The following is a 17,881-nucleotide window of genomic DNA, read 5'->3' as shown; positions in this document are numbered from 1 at the left end:
GGGATTCGCTCCGAGTTCCCACCGGACTCCGAGCCAGCCGACGCGCCGGCCCGGGCGTAGGCTCGGGCTGTCGGGCTTCGGGAGGAGATCGGCCATGGTGAATCACGCGGATGCGGCGGCACCCGCCATCGTCGTCCACGACCTCCACGTGCGCCGGATGCGCACCCCCGTGCTGCACGGGCTCTCGCTCGCGGTGCCGCGTGGCCGCATCGTGGGCCTCCTCGGCCCCAGCGGCAGCGGCAAGACGACCCTGATGCGCTCGATCGTGGGCGTGCAGGTCGTCGACTCCGGCAGCATCCGGGTCCTCGGCATCCCTGCCGGCTCCCGGGCGCTCCGGCGCCGCGTCGCGTACGTGACCCAGCAGGCGAGCGTCTACGACGACCTGACGGTGCGGCAGAACCTCCGGTACTTCGCGCGGATCCTCGGCGCCGCGCCGTCCGACGTCGACCGGGCGATCGAGCGCACCGAGCTCGGCCCATACGAACGACGGCTGGCCGGCGACCTCTCGGGCGGGCAACGCGGGCGGGTCTCACTCGCGGCGGCGCTGCTCGGCGAGCCCGAGGTGCTCGTGCTCGACGAACCGACCGTGGGGCTCGACCCGGTGCTCCGGGTGCAGCTGTGGGGACTCTTCCACGAACTCGCGGCGGCCGGTGCGACGCTGCTCGTCTCGAGCCACGTGATGGACGAGGCGAAGCGCTGCGACCGGCTCCTGCTCATGCGCGAGGGCGAGCTGCTCGCCGACGACACGGTCGAGGGGGTCCTCGCCTACACGGGCACCCACGACATGGAGGCCGCGTTCCTCGAGCTCATCGCCCGCGGCGTGCCCGACCTGCAGCCGCACGGCCGGCATGCCCGTCCCGAATCCGGCACGGAGGCGCCGCGATGAACCCCGGACGCACGCTCGCCACCGCCGGCCGTGCGCTCGGCCAGATCCGCCACGACCACCGCACGATCGCGCTGCTGCTCGTCGTGCCGAGCCTGCTCATCGGGCTCGTGGCGTGGATCTTCACCGACACCGACGTGTTCGCGACCATCGGCCCGGCCATGATCGCACTGTTCCCGTTCATCGTGATGTTCCTCGTCACGAGCATCGCCACGCTGCGCGAGCGGCGAAGCGGCACACTCGAGCGGCTGTTCTCGATGCCGATGGGCAAGGGCGACTTCATCCTCGGCTATGCGCTCGCGTTCGGCCTGCTCGCGATCTTCCAGACCGCCATCGCGGTCTCCTATGCCGTGTTCGTGTGCGGCCTCGAGATCGAGGGCAGCATCTGGCTGCTGTTCGCGGTCGCGGTCGCCGACGCGCTGCTCGGCACGTCGCTCGGCCTCCTCGCGAGCGCGTTCGCGCGGACCGAGTTCCAGGTCGTGCAGTTCATGCCGCTCCTGCTGTTCCCGCAGATCCTGCTCGGCGGCATCTTCATCCCGCGCGACCAGCTGCCCGAGGGGCTCGAGGCGATCAGCGACTGGCTGCCGCTGAGCTACGCGATCGACGCGCTCACCGCGGTCGCCGCCGACTCGGAGGATGCCGCGTGGATCTGGGCGCGAATTCTCGCGATCTGCGCCTGGATCGTGGGCTCGATCGTGGTGGGGTCGATCACGCTGCGCCGGAGGACCCCGTGACGGGGGCGTCCGCCCGAACCCTGCCGAGCACCCGCTCGAGGTACGGGTTCGCGAATCGTCCCTCGGGGTCGAGCTCGTCGCGCACGCGCAGGAAGTCGTCGAACCGGGGGTAGGCCGCGCGCAGGGAGTCGGCCGACTGCGTGTGCATCTTGCCCCAGTGCGGGCGCCCGCCGTACCCGCGCATGATCGCCTCGACGGCCGCGAAGTACTCGGTCGGATCCTCGCGGAAGTACCGGTGCACGGCGAGGTAGCCGCTGTCGCGGCCGTAGGCCGTCGAGAGCCAGGTGTCGTCGGATGCCGCGGCGCGCACCTCGATCGGGAAGCTGATCCGCCACCGCTTCCGTTCGATCAGGTCGCGCACCTCGCGGACCGCGTCGGGGATCCCGTCGAGCGGGATCGCGTACTCCATCTCGCGGAAGCGCACGGAGCGGTGGCTCGTGAACACCGCGGGCGCGAGGTCGACGACGTCGCGCCGGCCCGTGAACCGCTCCGCCAGCCGGGCCAGCGGCGGCGTCACGGCGGGCACGACGCGCCCGAGCGCGCACATGCCGCGGTAGACGCCGTTGGCGAGCAGCTCGTCCTCGATCCACCGCGAGGCGCGGCCGAGCGGGCGCCGGTGCGCGTCGCCCGGCAGGCGCGTGTTCGTCTTCGTGAGCGCCGTCGCCGTGTGCGGGAACCAGTAGAACTCGAAGTGGTCGGCGCCGCGCACGCGCTCGAGCCAGGAGTCGAGCACGTCGCCGAGGTCCTCCGTCTGCTCGACCGCGTGCAGGGCGAACTGCGGCACGAGCTGCAGCGTCACGTCGACGAGCACGCCGAGCGCCCCGAGCCCGACGCGCACGGCCGGCAGGAGCTCGGGCCGCTCGGCCTCGCTCACCCGGACCACCTCGCCGGTCCCGGCCACGAGCGTCGCGGCGACCACCTGGTTCGCCAGCCCGCCGAAGGCCAGGCCCGTGCCGTGCGTGCCCGTCGAGATCGCGCCCGAGATGGTCTGGCGGTCGATGTCGCCCATGTTCGGCATGGCGAGGCCGTGCGGCTCGAGCAGGTGAGCCAGCCGATGCAGCGGGGTGCCGGCGCCGACCGTCACCCGGCCGGTCGCGACATCCTCGTCGATCACCCCGGAGAGGTCGCCGAGGTCGAGCTGCACGTCGGGCGCGACCGCGATGCCCGTGAAGCTGTGGCCCGAGCCGACGGGCTTCACGCGCAGGCCGGATGCCACGGCTGCCTGCACCGCGCGCTGGACGGCTCCCGCGTCGGCCGGCCGTTCGACCCGGTAGGGCCGCACCGCCTCGGTCCTCGCCCAGTTGCACCACATCGCGCCCGTCGCCGTCATAGGAAGGCCTTCCCCTCGCCTCGATAGGTGGGCACGGTCGCGACGACCGCGTCGTCGTCGACCACCGTGAACTCGTTCAGGTGCTCCGCGAGCTCGCCTGACTTGGCGTGCCGGAACCAGACCCGGTCTCCCGGCCGGAGGCGCGATGCGGCGCCGCCTTCGACGGGCGTCTGCACCTCGCCCGCGGCCTCGCGCGGCACCATCCGGAGCCCCTGCGGCCACACGGGCCGCGGCAACCGGTCGGCGCCCGGCGGCCCGGATGCCACCCACCCGCCGCCCAGGATCGCCGCGTGCCGCTCGCTCGGCGAGCGCACCACGTCGAGTGCGAACGCGGCGGCCGGGGCGGGCGCGAAGTGCGCGTACGCGTCGAACAGGTGCCCCGCGAACAGGCCGGAACCCGCCGCGACCTCGGTCACCGACCGGTCCGCGGCCGTGGCCTCGAGCGAGCCCGTTCCCCCGCCGTTGACGAACTCGAGCTCGGCGTGCCGCCGCACCTCGGCGACCGCGGCGGCGCGGCGCTCGACGAGCTCGGGCATCGACTGCGACTGCATCCACCGGTTCACGGCGCCGCCGAGCGGGCGGCCCGGCGGCCGGTTCGGGATGCCCGCGATCTGCGCCTCGTAGGCCATGATCCCGACGAGTCGGAACCCCGCGCGACCGGCGACGTAGGCGGCCAGCGCGCCCGCATCCGCCGGGTGGTGCACGGGCGATCGACGCACGCCGAGGTGGCCGAGCAGCGGCGCCTGCCACGACGCGTCGAGTTCGAGGCACACGCGGACCTCCTCGCGCGAGCCCGGCGGACGCACCGCGTCGACCAGGTCGAGCTGGGCCGGCGAGTCGACCATGATCGTGATGCGCCGGGCGAGGTCGGGGTCGGTGACGAGCCGGCGGATGGCGCCCGCCTCTGCCGTCGGATAGCCGACGACGAGGTCGTCGAGCGTGGGCAGGCTCTCGGCGAGCCAGATCGCCTCCGCGAGCGTGTACGCGAGCACGCCGCGGTAGCCGGGGAGGCGGAGCAGCGCGTCGACGACCTCCCGCACGCGGATCGACTTCGTCGCGATCCGGATGGGCGTGCCGCCTGCGCGCCGCGTCAGGTCGGCGGCGTTGGCGCGGAGGGCTCCGAGGTGCAGGACGCCCACCGGTGCGTCGAGGTGCCGGGTGGCATCGGTGAGCGCAGGCCAGTGGCCGCCGGGATCGGCCCAGGTCGATCCATCCGTCGACACCGGGGCACCGCCTCGGAGATCCAGTACGACGGTCATGGGGCCTCGGCCATTCTCGAGAGAGCGTCGGCGGCCGCACGCGCGGCCGCCCGTGCGGCGGCGTCGTCGTGGTGCACGAGCCAGGTCAGCGTGATCCCGTCGGTGAACGCAACCAGCACGCCGGCGGCCTCGGCGACGGGTGCGCGCCAGGTCGCGCCCGCCCGTTCCGCGGCCGTCGCGAGCGCGTGCTCGGCCAGCTCGGCGTAGCGACGGTACTGGGCGACGGCGAGCGGATGGCGCTCGGGCGAGCGCAGCGCGTACTGCGTGAGCTCGAGCATCGCCTGCTCGTGCTCGGGGTCGGCCGCGAGGTGGTCGAGGTAGCGCAGCAGGCCGCTCTCGAGGATGCTCCTGAGGCTGCCGTCGCCGTCGATGCCGGGATCGGGCAGCACCGCCTGCTGCTCGCTCGCCACGACGGCGGCGATGAGCTCGTCGAGGAACGCCTCGCGGGACTCGAACGCGTAGTGGAAGCTCGCCAGCGACATGCCGGCCTCGGCCACGATGGCTCGCGTGGTCGCGTGCGCGAGCCCCTCGCGGGCGATCAGCCGCAGGCCCGCGTCGATGAGCGCGGCGCGGCGCTCGGCGGCGGGGATGCGGGGCACGGCGCTCCCCTCTCGACTCGACGTCGTCGCCGGCTGGAACTGGGACGATCGTCCCAGTCGCACCAGTATGCACGCGGCGCGCACGGTGCACCAGCACCCACTACGCTCGCACCATGCGCCTCGGGGTTCTCGACGTCGGTTCCAACACCGTGCACCTGCTCGTGGTCGACGCCCATCCGGGCGCGCGCCCGATCCCGATGGCCTCGCACAAGTCGGTCCTGCGGCTCATGCGCTACCTCGACGACGACGGGGCCATCAGCGAGGCCGGCGTCGAGGCCATCCTCGAGGCCGTGCGCGAGGCGGCCGAGGTGGCCCGCGAATCGGGCATCGACGAGCTGCTCGCGTTCGCGACCTCCGCCATCCGCGAGGCCGCGAACGGCGCCGAGGTGCTCGCCCTGATCGAGGAGGCCGCGGGCATCCACCTCGACGTGCTGAGCGGCGCCGACGAGGCGCGCATCACCTTCCTCGCGGTGCGCCGGTGGTACGGCTGGTCGGCCGGCCGCGTGCTGCTCTTCGACATCGGCGGCGGCTCGCTCGAGATCGCGCACGGCGGCGACGAGGTGCCGGATGTCGCGCGCTCCGTGCCGCTCGGTGCCGGCCGCTCGACCATCGAGTACCTGCCCGACGACCCGCCCACCGACGAACAGGTCGCACGGCTGCGAAAGCACGCCCGCAGCGTGCTCGAGGATGCGCTCGACGAGATCGGCGGCATCCCCGAGTCCGACCACGTCGTCGGGTCGTCGAAGACCATCCGCTCGCTCGCCAAGCTGGCGGGCAGCACGGAAGAGGGCGTGGGGGCCGAGGAGCGCAGCATCCTGAAGCTCTCGCAGCTCGACGACTGGATCCCGCGCCTCGCCCGCATCCCCGCCGACGCCCGCCCGAACCTGCCCGGCATCACGGCCGACCGCACGTTCCAGATCGTCGCGGGCGCCGTGGTGCTCTCCGAGACGATGCGCGCGTTCAAGGCGAAGGTGCTCGAGGTCTCGCCCTGGGCCCTCCGCGAGGGGCTCATCCTGCGGCGCCTCGACCGCATGGAGTGAGCGCCGCCCGGGCGCCCGGGGCGGCGGTCAGCCGAGCACACCTCGTGACCGGCCTCGTCGCGACATCCGAGTGATCTCATGGGTCTGAGAGGTTCCGGAACGGTGCTCCCGCTGGGATTCGAACCCAGACTGGGGCGGGTTTAAGCCGCCTGCCTCTGCCGATTGGGCTACGGGAGCCGCGATGCCGGCCCGAAGGCCGGCACCGCGTCACAGCATAGGGCGACTACTTCGCCGCGACGGCCTTCGCGGGCGTCTTCTTCGCCGGGACCGCCTTGGCGTCGGCCTTGGCCGGTGCCGGCGGTGCGGCGACCTCGGCCGCGGGCTTGGGCCGGGCGGCGAACTGCTCGAACACGGCGCGCGGCTGCTGGACCGCGGCGAGCGAGACGATGTCGCGACGGAGCCAGAAGTTGTTCCACCAGCCCCAGAACACGCGGAACTTGCGCTCCCACGTCGGCATCGCGAGGCCGTGGTACCCACGGTGCGCGAACCACGCCAGGAGGCCGGTGATCGCGATCTTGCCCGACTGGAACGCGCCCGAGCCGATGCCGAGGCCCGCGACCGCGCCGAGGTTCTTGTGGAAGTACTCGCGCGGCTCCTCGCCCCGCAGCACCGCGACGATGTTCTTCGCCAGGAGCTTGCCCTGGCGAACCGCGTGCTGCGCGTTCGGCACGCAGTACCCGCCGACGCCGCCGCCCGTGAGGTCGGGCACCGCGGCGATGTCGCCGGCCGCCCACGCGTCGGGAACGAACTCGTCCTCGTCGCCCACGCGGAGGTCGGCGCGCGTCGTGATGCGACCGCGCTCCTCGACGGGCAGGTCGCTCGTGCGCACGATCTGCGGGTTCGCCATGACGCCGGCGGTCCAGACGATGAGGTCGGACTCGAAGGTCTCGCCCGTCGACAGCTCGATGCGGCCGTCGACCGCGCTCGTGAGCTGCGTGTCGAGGTGGATCTCGGCGCCGCGCTGGGCGAGGTGCTTGATGACCCAGTGGCTCGTCGGCAGCGACACCTCGGGCATGATGCGGCCCATCGCCTCGATGAGGTGGAAGTGCGTGTCGTCGAAGCTGAGCTGCGGGTAGTACTTCAGCAGCGCGCTCGCGAACGAGCGCAGCTCGGCGAACACCTCGATGCCGGCGAAGCCTCCGCCGACGACGACGAACGTGAGCAGGCGGTCGCGCTCGGGGCCCGCCGGCAGGTTCGCGGCCTTGTCGAAGTTGGTGAGCACGCGGTCGCGGATGGCGACGGCCTCCTCGACCGTCTTCAGGCCGATCGCGTTGTCGGCGATGCCCGGGATCGGGAACGTGCGCGACACCGCGCCGCCCGTGACGACGACGACGTCGTAGTCGAACTGCCACGGCTCGCCGATCTCGGGCGTGATGGTCGCGGTCTTCGACGCGTGGTCGATGCCGGTGACCTTCGCCGTGACGACGGTGGTCTTCTTCAGGTGGCGGCGCAGCGCCACGACCGAGTGACGCGGCTCGATCGAGCCCGCGGCGACCTCGGGGAGGAACGGCTGGTAGGTCATGTACGGCAGCGGGTCGACGACCGTCACCTCGGCCTCGCCGGGTCGCAGCCACTTCTCGAGCTTCCACGCCGTGTAGAAGCCTGCGTAGCCGCCACCGACGATGAGAATCTTGGGCACGGTGAATGGACTCCTTGGATCTGTGATGACTGCGGTCAGCGCGAGCCGGTGCGCGAAGTCCGCCTGATATGCCGAGTGGCGCCGATGCCCAACAGCGCTGCTAGCGTACCAAATCCCGCGACGAGCGAGAGCGGGACCGTGATATACGCGAGCGTCCACGCGGTCGGCAGGAGCGTCTTCGCGCTGTCGCCGCGTGGCGGCGGCGGGTCGGCGATCGGCACGATCTGCTGCGACTCGTCGGTGCCTCCACCGTCGTCCTCGGGCAGGTCGGCCCGCCGATGCACGCGGATCCAGTCCTCCAGGCTGCCCAGCGGATTGGCCTCGACGGCGTCGACGTCGGCCGTGAGTGCCGCGACCGGGTCGATGATGCCGTACCCGTAGAGCGGGCTCGGCACCTCCTCTCCCTTGGGATCGGCGGTCCGAATGAGTCGATTGATGACGTTCGCGGCATCCAGCTCGGGGTACTCGGACCGGACGAGGGCCACCAGTCCCGACACCAGCGGCGCGGCGGCGCTCGTACCCGACCACTGCACGTAGCTGCCGTCGGGCAGCACGCCGACGAGGTCCTCGCTCGGCGCGGACACCGCGATCGTGATGCCCTGCGAGCTCGCGTCGAAGCTCGCGTTCTGCTCGCGGTCCACGCCCGCGACGGCGAGCACTCCGGGAACCGTCGCCGGCGCACCCACCTCGCTCGTGCCCGAGCCGCGGTTGCCGGCCGCGGCGACCACGACGACGTCGTTCTCGAACGCGTACCGGAACGCGTCATCCCAGCTCTCGGGCCAGTCGCGCGTGTTGCGCGTGAGCGACATGTTGATGACGTCGGCCCCGTTGTCGACCGACCAGCGCACCGCCTCGGCGATCTGCTCGTCGTTCGTCTTGTCGGAGCCGGTGTCCTGTCCGAAGGCGACGGACACGGTGAGCAGGTCGGCCTCGGGCGCCACGCCGATCACGCCGTTGCCCTCCCCCGTGCCGCGACCGGCCAGCAGCGACGCGACCATGGTGCCGTGCTCGCGCTCCTCGCCGACGGGCGTCTGGCCGTCGGGCGAGCCCAGCCCCGACACATCCGTACCGCCCACCACGACGCCCTCGAGCTCGGCGACCTCGCCGTTCACGCCCGTGTCGATCACCGCGACGGTGACGCCCTCGCCCCGCGAGGTGGTCCACGCCGTCGTGAAGCCGTAGTCGTTCAGCCAGTACTCGAGGTCGCGCACCGTGTCGGCGTGCGCGGGCGAGGTCCCGGCGACCGCGAGCGCGGCGCCCAGCACGACCGCGGCCGCCGCGCGCCACCGGGTGCGGCGACGCGAAGCGGAACGGGGGTGCTCGCGAGTCACGCGGACTCCGCGGCGTCGAGATCGTCGACACCGTAGTCGGGGCAGCGGCACACGTCGGGCGACCAGCTCGAGCGCTCGAGCGCGAGGTCGCCGATGGGGTTCACGCCCGGCCCGGCGGCGAGCGCGTGCCCGGCGAGGGCGTGCAGGCACTTCACGCGCGTGGGCATGCCGCCGGCCGAGATGCCGGCGATCTCGGCGACCACGGCGATCGACTCGCGGTCGGCGAGGTACTGCTCGTGGGCGGCCCGGTACGCGGCCCGCAGCTCGGGGTCGCCCTGGAGCAGCTCGGTGAACTCCACCATGAGCTGCGCGGCCTCGAGGAACGACATCGTCGCCGTGGCGACCGGGTGCGTGAGGTAGTAGAAGGTGGGGAACGGCGTGCCGTCGGACAGCCGCGGCGCGGTCGACACCACGGTCGGCGCGCCGCAGACGCAGCGGGCGGCGATGCCGACGACATCGCGCGCGGGGCGGCCGAGCTGCGCCGAGACGATGCGGATGTCGCGCTCGGAGACCGGTTCGAACGGCGGACGGGTCATCGGGTCCCCTCGTCGGTGGGCGTGTCGGCTGGTGCGGACGGATCGGCGGAGCCGTCGGCGGCCGGCGCGAGCCCGGCCGTCATCATCGAGCGGAGCATGGTCTGCATCCAGTCTCCGCGGAGTTCGGTGACCTCGGCGGACACGGACCGGTCGAGCGAGGCGCCGGATGGCGCGGTGCGGTCGTCGATGACGAGGTAGCTCACCTCGCCGGGGCGTACGTAGTAGAGCCGCTCGCGCGCCTGCGTGACGATGAACGTCTCGTCGTTCCATCGCTCGCGCTCTTCGGCGAGCTCGGCGACGGCGGCCTCCTGGCGGGCGACCTCGGCCTTGAGCTCGGCGATCTGCTGCCGCTGGTCCGCGTACTCGGCGATGCTCGGCGCGAGCACCACGACGGCGAGCACGAGCACGCCCATCATGATGATCGAGAAGCCCGAGAAGCGGATGCCGGAGAGCCAGCTCGACGCGACCTGGCGGACGGACTGCCGGGGCCGGCGCGCCGAGGCGGACGTCGGCTCGGGCGAGGACGTCTCGGCCGCTTTCGGTGCGCGCGTCCGGGGCGGCGCCGGAGTCGTGGACGCCTTCGACGATGCCGGGCGCGCGGGACGACGTGCGGCGTTCATCGTCCTCCTCAACCTCACCGGGAAACGACCGACGGGGGCGGCCGCAGGCCACCCCCGTCGAGCGTCTCTCGGACGCGTTACGCCGTGAAGCGCGGGAACGCCGTGCGGCCCGCGTACACCGCGGCCTCGCCGAGCTCTTCTTCGATCCTCAGAAGCTGATTGTACTTGGCGACCCGCTCGGACCGGGCGGGCGCGCCCGTCTTGATCTGGCCGCAGTCGGTCGCGACCGCGAGGTCGGCGATCGTGGTGTCCTCGGTCTCGCCGGAGCGGTGCGAGAGCACGGCGGTGTAGCCGGCGCGCTGCGCGAGGCTGACCGCGTCGAGCGTCTCGGTCAGCGTGCCGATCTGGTTGACCTTCACGAGGATCGAGTTGCCGACCTGCCGGCCGATGCCGTCGGCCAGGCGCGTGGGGTTGGTGACGAACAGGTCGTCGCCGACGAGCTGGAGCTTCGTGCCGAGCGTCGAGGTGAGCTCGGCCCAGCCGTCCCAGTCGTCCTCGGCCAGCGGGTCCTCGATCGAGATCAGCGGGTAGGCGGCGGCGAGCTCGCTGTAGTACGCGTTCATGTCGGCCGCACTGCGGTCCTTGCCCTCGAAGCGGTACACGCCGTTCTCGAAGAACTCGGTGGCTGCGACATCCAGGCCCAGCGCGATGTCGGAGCCGAGCGTGAAGCCGGCCTTGCCGATCGCCTCGGCGATCAGGTCGAGCGCGGCGCGGTTGTTCGCGAGGTCGGGCGCGAAGCCGCCCTCGTCGCCGAGGCCGGTCGAGAGGCCCTTCGACTTCAGCAGGCTCTTCAGCGCGTGGTAGGTCTCGACGCCCCAGCGGAGGCCCTCGGAGTACGTCTCGGCGCCGATCGGCAGCACCATGAACTCCTGGATGTCGACGCCGGTGTCGGCGTGCGCGCCGCCGTTGATGATGTTCATCATCGGCACGGGCAGCACGTGCGCGTTGGGTCCGCCGAGGTAGCGGAACAGCGGCAGGTCGGCCGAGTCGGCCGCGGCCTTGGCCACCGCGAGGCTCACGCCGAGGATCGCGTTGGCGCCGAGGCGACCCTTGTTGTCGGTGCCGTCGGCGTCCTTCAGCGCCTGGTCGACGACGCGCTGGTCGCTCGCGTCGAGGTCCTCGATCGCCGGCCCGAGCTCGTCGAGCACGGCGTCGACGGCCTTCTGCACGCCCTTGCCGAGGTAGCGGTCGTTGTCGCCGTCGCGCAGCTCGTACGCCTCGAACGCGCCGGTCGAGGCACCCGAGGGCACCGCGGCCCGCGAGACGGTGCCGTCGTCGAGCAGGACCTCGACCTCGACGGTGGGGTTGCCGCGCGAATCCAGGATCTCCCGTGCGCCGACAGCTTCGATGAATGCCACAGTGAACTCCTCTGTGATGGGGGTGTGCGTGGACGACTCCGTCGTGGCCCGCAGGACAGTCTAGGACCCCGCTTCCGAGCCCGTCTCACGTATGTCGTCGTCGCGCACGGCGGTGTCCCGGCTCGCCGGGCAATCCGCACCCCGACGCGGCACATACCCCCACCCGGAATCGAGAAGTCGCGGATTGCACGTTCGGCGGACCATCCGCGACTTCTCGCCGGCCGGGGCCGGTGCAACCACCCCATGCTCGCGGCACCAGCTGATCGAGAAGTCGCGGATGGCGCGTTCGGCGGAACATCCGTGACGGTTCGACCGCGCCGAGCATCGCTCAGCCGGTGTCACCCCCGTCGAGCACGCGCCGGACCCCGTCGAGGAACGCGCTTCGGTTCGACGAGAGGTCCTCCGCGGTCACCTCGATGACGCGCCATCCGGCCGTGGCGAGGTCGCGGCGGCGACGCACATCCGCCTGCCACCCCCGGCGATCGGTCCGGTGGGTGTCGCCGAGGTACTCGAAGGCGATGCGTCGCTCGGGGTACGCCAGGTCGGGATGCACCGTCGCGCCGGTCGCGAGCCGCACCGGCCGGTTCGGCACCGGCTCGGGCAGTCCCGCGTCGACGAGCGTGAGCCGCAGATGCGTCTCCTTCCGGGACTCGGCGCCGACGCGGATCCGCGGGAGCGCCTCGGCGATGGTCGCCGAACCCCGGCGGGCACCCCACCGCTCTGCGGCCGCGCGCAACTCGTGGAGCGTCGCGAGCGCTGCGGCGCGCACCTCGCCGCGACGCGCGCCCGTGACGATCGCGTCGCCGACGGCGACGAGGTCGTACACCGTGAACGCATTCCCGAGCTGGCACCAGACGTCCGCCGGCGCGACGGTCGGCAAGCCGTCGTGGAGCACGACCGTCGGGGCGACGGATGCCACGTGGCCGGCCACCCCTCGGCCGCGCGCGCGGGTCTTGCCGGGCGGCGCGAGCACGTGCACCACACTCGACCGCTCGGGCAGGGGCAGTCGAAGCAACGCGGCCGCCGTCTGGTGGCTGAACGCCTCGCCCGGCCGGAGCAGCGGTTCGTACGCCCGGCAGCGGCCGAGCGCGTCGTCCAGGTCGAGCGCGACCGAGCGCATGGCGGTGAACGGTCGCTGCAGGTCGGACGCCCGGAGTCGGCCTCGCGTCGTGCCATGGAATAGCTCATCGCGGACGCGGAAGGCCGCACCGGACAGGTGCGGTGCGAGCGGCGCACGTCGTGTCATCCGCCCACCATGCACGGAGACGCCGACGCGTCGGCGCCACTCTCCACAGGTGCGAGCGTCGGCGCCTCGGGGCGGCGCCCACGCTGCGATCGAGAAGTCGCGGATGGCTCGTTCCGCACGCCATCCGCGACCTCTCGACCGCTGGGCGCAGGCGCAGCGCCGGGACTACCCGCGCACGGAAACCGAGAAGTCGCGGATGGCTCGCCCCACCCGCCATCCGCGACTTCTCGACCGCTGGGCATGGGCACGCGCGGCCTCGACTGCCCGCGGAAGCAAACCGAAACGTCGCGGATGGCTCGTCCCGCGCGCCATCCGCGCCTTCTCGACCGCCAGGCACGGGTGCGCGCGGGCCCGCGGGCGCGCGGGCGCGCGGGGGTGCGGCGCTACTCGGCGAGGTCGCGGAACGCGAGGGACGTGGCATCCGTCGTCTCGGCCGTGACCGTCGCCCACGCGTCGAAGCCGTCGGCGGTCACGCGCTCGAGCAGCCCGCGCAGGTTCTTCGCCCGACGCTCGAAGCGCACGCGCATCCCGGATGCCACGAGCTCGTGCTTGAGGCCCAGCAGCTCGGCGGGCGCGACCTCGGGATCGTACACGAGCACGACCGAGCGCGGCCGCCCCTCGTCGCGCACGGCGAGCAGGTCGACGATGCGCTCGAACCCGATCGAGAACCCGCACGCCGGCACCTCCTGCCCGAGGAAGCGCCCGATCATGTGGTCGTAGCGGCCGCCGCCGCCGAGCGAGTAGCCGTGGTCGGGGTGCGCGATCTCGAAGATCGTGCCGGTGTAGTAGCCCATGCCGCGCACGAGCGTGGGGTCGAAGTCGATGCCGGTGCCGGGCACCGCGTCGCGCAGGGCGATGAGGTCGCGGTAGGCGTCCTGGTCGAGCCATGCGGGCACCGCACCGGCGCCGTCGAGCAGCGACCAGTCGGCCGCGGCGAGCGCGCACAGCTCGTCGGCGACGCCCGGCCGGTCGACGCCGAGGGTCGCGAGCTCGGCGGCGACTCCGTCGGGTCCGATCTTGTCGAGCTTGTCGATCGTGATGAGCGCGCGCTCGCGCAGCTCCTCGGGCACGCCCCAGGAGCCGAGGATGGCGGCGAGGATCCGCCGGTCGTTGAGCCGGATCCGGCACCCCTCGAGCCCCAGCGCGTCGAGCGCCGAGACCGTCGCGGTGAGCAGCTCGAGCTCGGCGAGCGGGCCCGCCTCGCCGATGATGTCGATGTCGCACTGCACGAACTGGCGGTAGCGCCCCTTCTGCGGGCGCTCGGCGCGCCAGACCGGGGCGATCTGGATGGCGCGGAACACCGGCGGCAGCGCGGCGCGGTGGGTCGCGTAGAAGCGGGCCAGCGGCACCGTGAGGTCGTAGCGCAGGCCGAGGTCGGCGAGCGAGAGGGCGTCGCCGGATGCCGCGGCCGCCGCGAGGTCGTCGTGCGTGATGCCGCGCTTCATGACCGCGAACGCGAGCTTCTCGTTGTCGCCGCCGAGGCCGGCGTGCAAGCGCGACGAGTCCTCCATGACCGGCGTCTCGATCTCGTCGAAGCCGTGCGTCGCGTACACCCCGCGGATCAACGAGAGCGCGTGCTCGCGGCGGGCCTTCTCAGCGGGCAGGAAGTCGCGCATGCCGCGCGGGGGCGTGACGGTCTGGGCCATGCGCTCCATTCTTCCAGCAGCGGATGGCGCGTCCCGCACCGGCCGCGGGCGGCGGCGGTGCGCCGCCGGCGCGTGCCGTACCCGGACGCGGACGCCGTCGCCTGCGCGCCGCCGCCGCGCCACTTGCGGGCGCTCCGCGCCATTTCGGTCGGTGCAGAGGCCGCCGAAGTGGCGCAGAGCGCGGTCGCGGGCGGGCGGGCGCGCCCGCGCGCCGGTCAGCGCGGCATGTCGAGGCCCTTGCGGTGCATGAGCTCCGCGAGCCGCTCGGCGTCGTCGATACCGAGCGCGAAGCGCACGGTCAGCTCGCCCGAGTCGCCCTCCTGCACGTAGTACTCGTAGTCGCTCCGCGACATCCGCTCGCCCTCGGCGTCGAGGAAGTGCCACCGGACGCGCGCCCGCGTGATCCGGTCGGTGAGCGGCACCTCCTCCAGCACGTCGAACTCGACGCCCGCGAGTCCGAGCCGCCGGTACAGCGGGTAGGACTGCTCGAGTCCCTCGGCGACCTCGTCCTCGGTGTCGAGCGAGCCGGCGAACGCGTCGGCGAGCATGGCGCGGGGCGGGCCCCACATCGCGGCGGCGGTGCGCGCGTCGAACGCTTCGAGCGCGGCGCCGTATCGGGCGAAGAACTCGTGCAGCTTCCGGGATTCGATGGCCATGCGCGCAGGTTACGCCCGCGTGCCGGGGGCGTCACGGGCCTTGCGACCCGTGCGGTCGCCATCCGATCGATGCGGACGGAGTTCTCCACATCCGGGCGATCCCCGATCACCCGGGTCGTTCGCGTCGCTAGGCTCGCGTCTCGTCGGCACGATGCCGACCCGAGGGAGGTCGGATGGCCGGCATCGAGGTGTCCGGGGTCGCGCGCGCGTTCGGCGACGTGCACGCCGTGCGCGAGGCGAGCTTCACGGTGGAGCCCGGCCACGTCGCCGGCCTCATCGGCCCGAACGGCGCGGGCAAGACCACGCTGCTGCTCATCCTCGCCACGCTGCTGCGACCCGACGCCGGCACCATCCGAGTCGCCGGCTTCGATCCGGTGGAGGACCCGCGAGAGGTCCGGGCCCGCACCGGCTGGATGCCCGACCTGCTCGGCTCGTGGGCCTCGCTGACCGTGCGCGAGGCGCTCGTCGCGAGCGCCCGGCTGTACGGCCTGGCGAAGGATGCCGCCCCGGCCCGCGCCGCCGAGCTGATCGAGCTCGTCGACCTCGCCGAGCTGGCCGACCGGCCCACGCGCGTGCTGTCGCGCGGTCAGAAGCAGCGTCTGAGCCTCGCCCGCGCGCTCGTGCACGACCCCGAGGTGCTCCTGCTCGACGAGCCCGCGTCGGGCCTCGACCCCGTCGCGCGCGCGTCGCTGCGCGCGCTCGTGCGCCGGCTCGCCTCCGAGGGTCGCACCATCCTGGTGTCGAGCCATGTGCTCGCCGAGCTCGAGGAGATGGCCGACCAGGCGGTCTACCTCGCGGGCGGCGTGACCGCGGCCGCCGACGACGTCGCACGCGCCGAGCGCACGGCGCGCGACTGGCGCATCAGATCGCTCGACGCCGAACGGCTGCGGGTGGCGCTGGATGCCGCGGGCTGGGGCGAGGCGAGCCGCGTCGACAACCTCGGGGCGATTGTGCCGGTGACGTCCGAGGCCGACGCCGCTCAGCTGCTCGCGCACCTCGTGGGCTCGGGCGTGCCCGTCTCGTCGTTCGCCCCCGCGGTCGGCGACCTCGAGCACGTGTTCCTCGATCTCAGCCGCAACGGGGAGGACCGCGCGTGACGGGGTTCCTGCAGGGTCTCTGGCTCGTCGTGACGCTCGACCTGCGCCAGCGCGTGCGGACGGTCGCCTGGTACGTGCTGCTCGGCGTGTTCGTGGTGCTCGTCCTCGCGGTCACCGTGCTCCTGGTCCTCGCGACGAACGCGTGGGACGACGGCGGCGGCGGCGTGTTCTCGACGATCGTGTTCTTCGTGCTGCTGCTCGGCACGCTCGTCTCCCCCGCGCTCAGCGCCAACGCGATCAACGGCGAGCGCGACGCGGGCACGCTCGCGACGACGCAGGTCACGCTCGTGACGACGACGCAGATCGTGCTCGGCAAGTGGCTCGCCGCGTGGGTCACCTCGCTCGCGTTCCTCGCGGCGGCGCTGCCGTTCCTCGTGTTCGCGGTCGCGCTCGGCGAGGTGCCCGCGACCACGATCGTGGTCTCGACGCTCGTCACGGCGCTCGAGCTCGGCGTCGTCGCGGCGATCGGCGTGGGCCTGTCGGGCGTGCTCACGCGTCCGCTGTTCTCCGTCGCGGTGACCTACCTCGTCGTCGCGGCACTCTCCATCGGCACGCTCATCGCGTTCGGGCTCGGCGGCGCGTCGGTCCAGTCCGAGGTGCGCGCGACGAACACGTACGTCGACTGGTCGACGGTCGACGCCGACGGCGTGCCGGCGGGCCAGGATCCGGCCTGCCTGCCGCCGCAGGTCACGACCTACCCCGTGCCGCGGTTCGACTACGTCTGGGGCTTCCTCGCCGCGAACCCGTACGTGGTGGTGGCCGACGCCGCGCCGGGCAGCTTCGACGAGTACGGCAGCCCGAACGACCTGTTCGGCTGGATCGCGGTCGGCGTGCGCACCGCGCAGCACGCACCCGACCTCGAGACCGAGTTCGACGAGTGCGCGGGCTGGACGCCCACCGGGGCGACCTACCCCGCCGACTCCGAGACGCCGAAGGAGATCTACGACCGCTCGGTGCCCTCGTGGTTCGTCGGCCTCGGCATTCATCTGCTGCTCGCCGGCGCCGCGCTCGCCTGGGCCGTGCGGCGCACGCGGACGCCCGCGCACCGGCTGCCGCGCGGCAGCCGTATCGCCTGAGCCGGGCGGTGCGACGCGCTGTCGCGCGCGGATCAGGCCTCCGCGGCCCGCACGTCGTCCTGCAGCGAGCGGATGGCGCCGCGCAGCGCGCGCTCGGCATCGAGGCCCTGCGCCCGGGCCGAGGCGACGAGCGCGAGGAGCGTGTCGCCGAGCTCGGCCTCGGTCGACGGCGCGTGCGCGCCATCCGTCGCCTCGCGCGTCACGCCGACCTTCTCGGCCTTGCCGAGCAGCTTCTGCGCGAGCGCGAGTGCGGGCATGCCCTGCGGCACGCCGTCGAGCACGCTCGTGCGGTGCGGCTTCTCGCTCGCCTTGAGGTCGTCCCAGAACGCGACGACGTCGGCGGCGGTCTCGGCCTCCCGGTCGCCGAAGACGTGCGGATGGCGCGCCACCATCTTCGCGGTCATGTGCCGGGCCACGTCGTCGATGTCGTAGTCCTCGCCAGGGGTGTGCGCGGCGAGGTCGGCGTGGAACAGCACCTGGTAGAGCACGTCGCCGAGCTCCTCGATCATCTCCTCGCGGCTGCCCGACTCGATCGCGTCGATGAGCTCCCAGCACTCCTCGACGAGGTACTGCACGAGCGATTCGTGGGTCTGGTCGGCGTCCCACGGGCACCCGCCGGGGCCGCGGAGCCGGCCGACCATGGCGACGAGCTCGAGGAGCCCGTCGCCCGGCGTGGAGGCGGATGCCGCGGCATCCGTCGCACCATGGACCCGCCCGCCCGCTCCATGCCCGGCTCGCGACATGACCCCACCGCCTCTCGCCCGGGTCGGCCGCCGACCCGGTCCTGCGAGCCTAACCGCGCCGCCCGATAGGGTGGAGGCCAGGAGTGCC

At 73.0% G+C, this 17,881-nt stretch carries 17 protein-coding genes and 1 tRNA gene; 5 read left to right on the top strand and 13 right to left on the bottom strand.

The annotated features are described in order from the left end of the window. Positions 1-94 precede the first annotated feature (94 nt). Positions 95-886: an ABC transporter ATP-binding protein gene (locus tag AC3RKB_RS14245; RefSeq protein ID WP_491436921.1), complete on the top strand. Its 792-nt coding sequence runs from the start codon at positions 95-97 to the stop codon at positions 884-886. Continuing rightward, positions 883-1,617 (top strand): ABC transporter permease, encoded by a 735-nt coding sequence (locus tag AC3RKB_RS14240; RefSeq protein ID WP_491436920.1) that lies wholly within the window; start codon positions 883-885, stop codon positions 1,615-1,617. Before AC3RKB_RS14245 ends, AC3RKB_RS14240 begins: the two co-directional genes overlap by 4 nt. Here the strand turns inward: AC3RKB_RS14240 and AC3RKB_RS14235 are convergent. Genes AC3RKB_RS14235 through AC3RKB_RS14225 form a run of 3 tightly spaced genes read right to left on the bottom strand, consistent with a single transcriptional unit; the run spans position 1,592 to position 4,805 of the window. Then, on the bottom strand, positions 1,592-2,947 hold the full coding sequence (locus AC3RKB_RS14235; protein WP_491436919.1) for a D-arabinono-1,4-lactone oxidase: 1,356 nt from the start codon (positions 2,945-2,947) through the stop codon (positions 1,592-1,594). The genes AC3RKB_RS14240 and AC3RKB_RS14235 overlap by 26 nt on opposite strands. Beyond that, on the bottom strand, positions 2,944-4,206 hold the full coding sequence (locus tag AC3RKB_RS14230) for an alanine racemase (protein WP_491436918.1): 1,263 nt from the start codon (positions 4,204-4,206) through the stop codon (positions 2,944-2,946). Before AC3RKB_RS14230 ends, AC3RKB_RS14235 begins: the two co-directional genes overlap by 4 nt. After that, positions 4,203-4,805, bottom strand: a complete 603-nt coding sequence (locus AC3RKB_RS14225; RefSeq protein ID WP_491436917.1) for a TetR/AcrR family transcriptional regulator — start codon at positions 4,803-4,805, stop codon at positions 4,203-4,205. Before AC3RKB_RS14225 ends, AC3RKB_RS14230 begins: the two co-directional genes overlap by 4 nt. Before the next feature lie 113 nt (positions 4,806-4,918). Between AC3RKB_RS14225 and AC3RKB_RS14220 the strand changes: the two genes are divergently transcribed. Further along, complete coding sequence (locus AC3RKB_RS14220) at positions 4,919-5,845, top strand: Ppx/GppA phosphatase family protein (protein WP_491436916.1); 927 nt, start codon at positions 4,919-4,921, stop codon at positions 5,843-5,845. Positions 5,846-5,948: 103 nt separating this feature from the next. Here the strand turns inward: AC3RKB_RS14220 and AC3RKB_RS14215 are convergent. From AC3RKB_RS14215 to AC3RKB_RS14175, 9 genes are all read right to left on the bottom strand, one after another. Beyond that, a tRNA-Leu gene (locus AC3RKB_RS14215) sits at positions 5,949-6,022 on the bottom strand. Positions 6,023-6,068: 46 nt separating this feature from the next. After that, on the bottom strand, positions 6,069-7,484 hold the full coding sequence (locus tag AC3RKB_RS14210; RefSeq protein ID WP_491436915.1) for an NAD(P)/FAD-dependent oxidoreductase: 1,416 nt from the start codon (positions 7,482-7,484) through the stop codon (positions 6,069-6,071). A gap of 35 nt (positions 7,485-7,519) precedes the next feature. Beyond that, positions 7,520-8,815, bottom strand: coding sequence for a S8 family serine peptidase (locus AC3RKB_RS14205; RefSeq protein WP_491436914.1), 1,296 nt, complete (start codon positions 8,813-8,815; stop codon positions 7,520-7,522). Further along, complete coding sequence (locus AC3RKB_RS14200; RefSeq protein WP_491436913.1) at positions 8,812-9,351, bottom strand: DUF501 domain-containing protein; 540 nt, start codon at positions 9,349-9,351, stop codon at positions 8,812-8,814. The genes AC3RKB_RS14205 and AC3RKB_RS14200 overlap by 4 nt, the downstream gene beginning before the upstream one ends. Further along, complete coding sequence (locus AC3RKB_RS14195) at positions 9,348-9,971, bottom strand: FtsB family cell division protein (protein ID WP_491436912.1); 624 nt, start codon at positions 9,969-9,971, stop codon at positions 9,348-9,350. Before AC3RKB_RS14195 ends, AC3RKB_RS14200 begins: the two co-directional genes overlap by 4 nt. Positions 9,972-10,048: 77 nt before the next feature. Continuing rightward, positions 10,049-11,329 carry a phosphopyruvate hydratase gene (eno, locus tag AC3RKB_RS14190; RefSeq protein ID WP_491436911.1) on the bottom strand — a complete coding sequence of 427 codons (1,281 nt, stop codon included), beginning with the start codon at positions 11,327-11,329 and terminating at the stop codon, positions 10,049-10,051. A gap of 328 nt (positions 11,330-11,657) precedes the next feature. Then, positions 11,658-12,575: a hypothetical protein gene (locus tag AC3RKB_RS14185; protein WP_491436910.1), complete on the bottom strand. Its 918-nt coding sequence runs from the start codon at positions 12,573-12,575 to the stop codon at positions 11,658-11,660. A 383-nt stretch (positions 12,576-12,958) separates the two neighbouring features. After that, complete coding sequence (hisS, locus tag AC3RKB_RS14180; protein WP_491436909.1) at positions 12,959-14,221, bottom strand: histidine--tRNA ligase; 1,263 nt, start codon at positions 14,219-14,221, stop codon at positions 12,959-12,961. Between the two features lie 215 nt (positions 14,222-14,436). Then, positions 14,437-14,877, bottom strand: coding sequence for a DUF6841 family protein (locus AC3RKB_RS14175; RefSeq protein WP_491436908.1), 441 nt, complete (start codon positions 14,875-14,877; stop codon positions 14,437-14,439). 173 nt (positions 14,878-15,050) lie between these two features. Here AC3RKB_RS14175 and AC3RKB_RS14170 point away from each other — a divergent pair, with 173 nt between their 5' ends. After that, positions 15,051-15,974 (top strand): ABC transporter ATP-binding protein, encoded by a 924-nt coding sequence (locus AC3RKB_RS14170; protein WP_491436907.1) that lies wholly within the window; start codon positions 15,051-15,053, stop codon positions 15,972-15,974. After that, positions 15,971-17,050 carry an ABC transporter permease gene (locus AC3RKB_RS14165; RefSeq protein ID WP_491436906.1) on the top strand — a complete coding sequence of 360 codons (1,080 nt, stop codon included), beginning with the start codon at positions 15,971-15,973 and terminating at the stop codon, positions 17,048-17,050. Before AC3RKB_RS14170 ends, AC3RKB_RS14165 begins: the two co-directional genes overlap by 4 nt. 32 nt (positions 17,051-17,082) lie before the next feature. On the opposite strand, the gene AC3RKB_RS14160 is transcribed toward AC3RKB_RS14165, so the two are convergent. Then, positions 17,083-17,691 carry a nucleoside triphosphate pyrophosphohydrolase gene (locus tag AC3RKB_RS14160; protein WP_491437848.1) on the bottom strand — a complete coding sequence of 203 codons (609 nt, stop codon included), beginning with the start codon at positions 17,689-17,691 and terminating at the stop codon, positions 17,083-17,085. Positions 17,692-17,881: the final 190 nt, after the last annotated feature.

The organism is Agromyces capsici, assembly GCF_058349965.1.
The sequence above is the reverse complement of the archived record's forward strand: the minus strand, read 5'-3'. Positions and strand labels throughout refer to the sequence as shown.

Excerpts from the sequence above, each read along its gene's own strand:
- AC3RKB_RS14235 (WP_491436919.1), bottom strand. The coding sequence starts at position 2,947 with ATGACGGCGACGGGCGCGATGTGGTGCAACTGGGCGAGGACCGAGGCG.
- AC3RKB_RS14220 (WP_491436916.1), top strand. The coding sequence starts at position 4,919 with ATGCGCCTCGGGGTTCTCGACGTCGGTTCCAACACCGTGCACCTGCTC.
- AC3RKB_RS14200 (WP_491436913.1), bottom strand. The coding sequence starts at position 9,351 with ATGACCCGTCCGCCGTTCGAACCGGTCTCCGAGCGCGACATCCGCATC.
- AC3RKB_RS14230 (WP_491436918.1), bottom strand. The coding sequence starts at position 4,206 with ATGACCGTCGTACTGGATCTCCGAGGCGGTGCCCCGGTGTCGACGGAT.
- AC3RKB_RS14170 (WP_491436907.1), top strand. The coding sequence starts at position 15,051 with ATGGCCGGCATCGAGGTGTCCGGGGTCGCGCGCGCGTTCGGCGACGTG.
- AC3RKB_RS14175 (WP_491436908.1), bottom strand. The coding sequence starts at position 14,877 with ATGGCCATCGAATCCCGGAAGCTGCACGAGTTCTTCGCCCGATACGGC.
- AC3RKB_RS14185 (WP_491436910.1), bottom strand. The coding sequence starts at position 12,575 with ATGACACGACGTGCGCCGCTCGCACCGCACCTGTCCGGTGCGGCCTTC.
- AC3RKB_RS14160 (WP_491437848.1), bottom strand. The coding sequence starts at position 17,691 with ATGGTCGGCCGGCTCCGCGGCCCCGGCGGGTGCCCGTGGGACGCCGAC.
- AC3RKB_RS14195 (WP_491436912.1), bottom strand. The coding sequence starts at position 9,971 with ATGAACGCCGCACGTCGTCCCGCGCGCCCGGCATCGTCGAAGGCGTCC.
- hisS (WP_491436909.1), bottom strand. The coding sequence starts at position 14,221 with ATGGCCCAGACCGTCACGCCCCCGCGCGGCATGCGCGACTTCCTGCCC.
- AC3RKB_RS14245 (WP_491436921.1), top strand. The coding sequence starts at position 95 with ATGGTGAATCACGCGGATGCGGCGGCACCCGCCATCGTCGTCCACGAC.
- AC3RKB_RS14240 (WP_491436920.1), top strand. The coding sequence starts at position 883 with ATGAACCCCGGACGCACGCTCGCCACCGCCGGCCGTGCGCTCGGCCAG.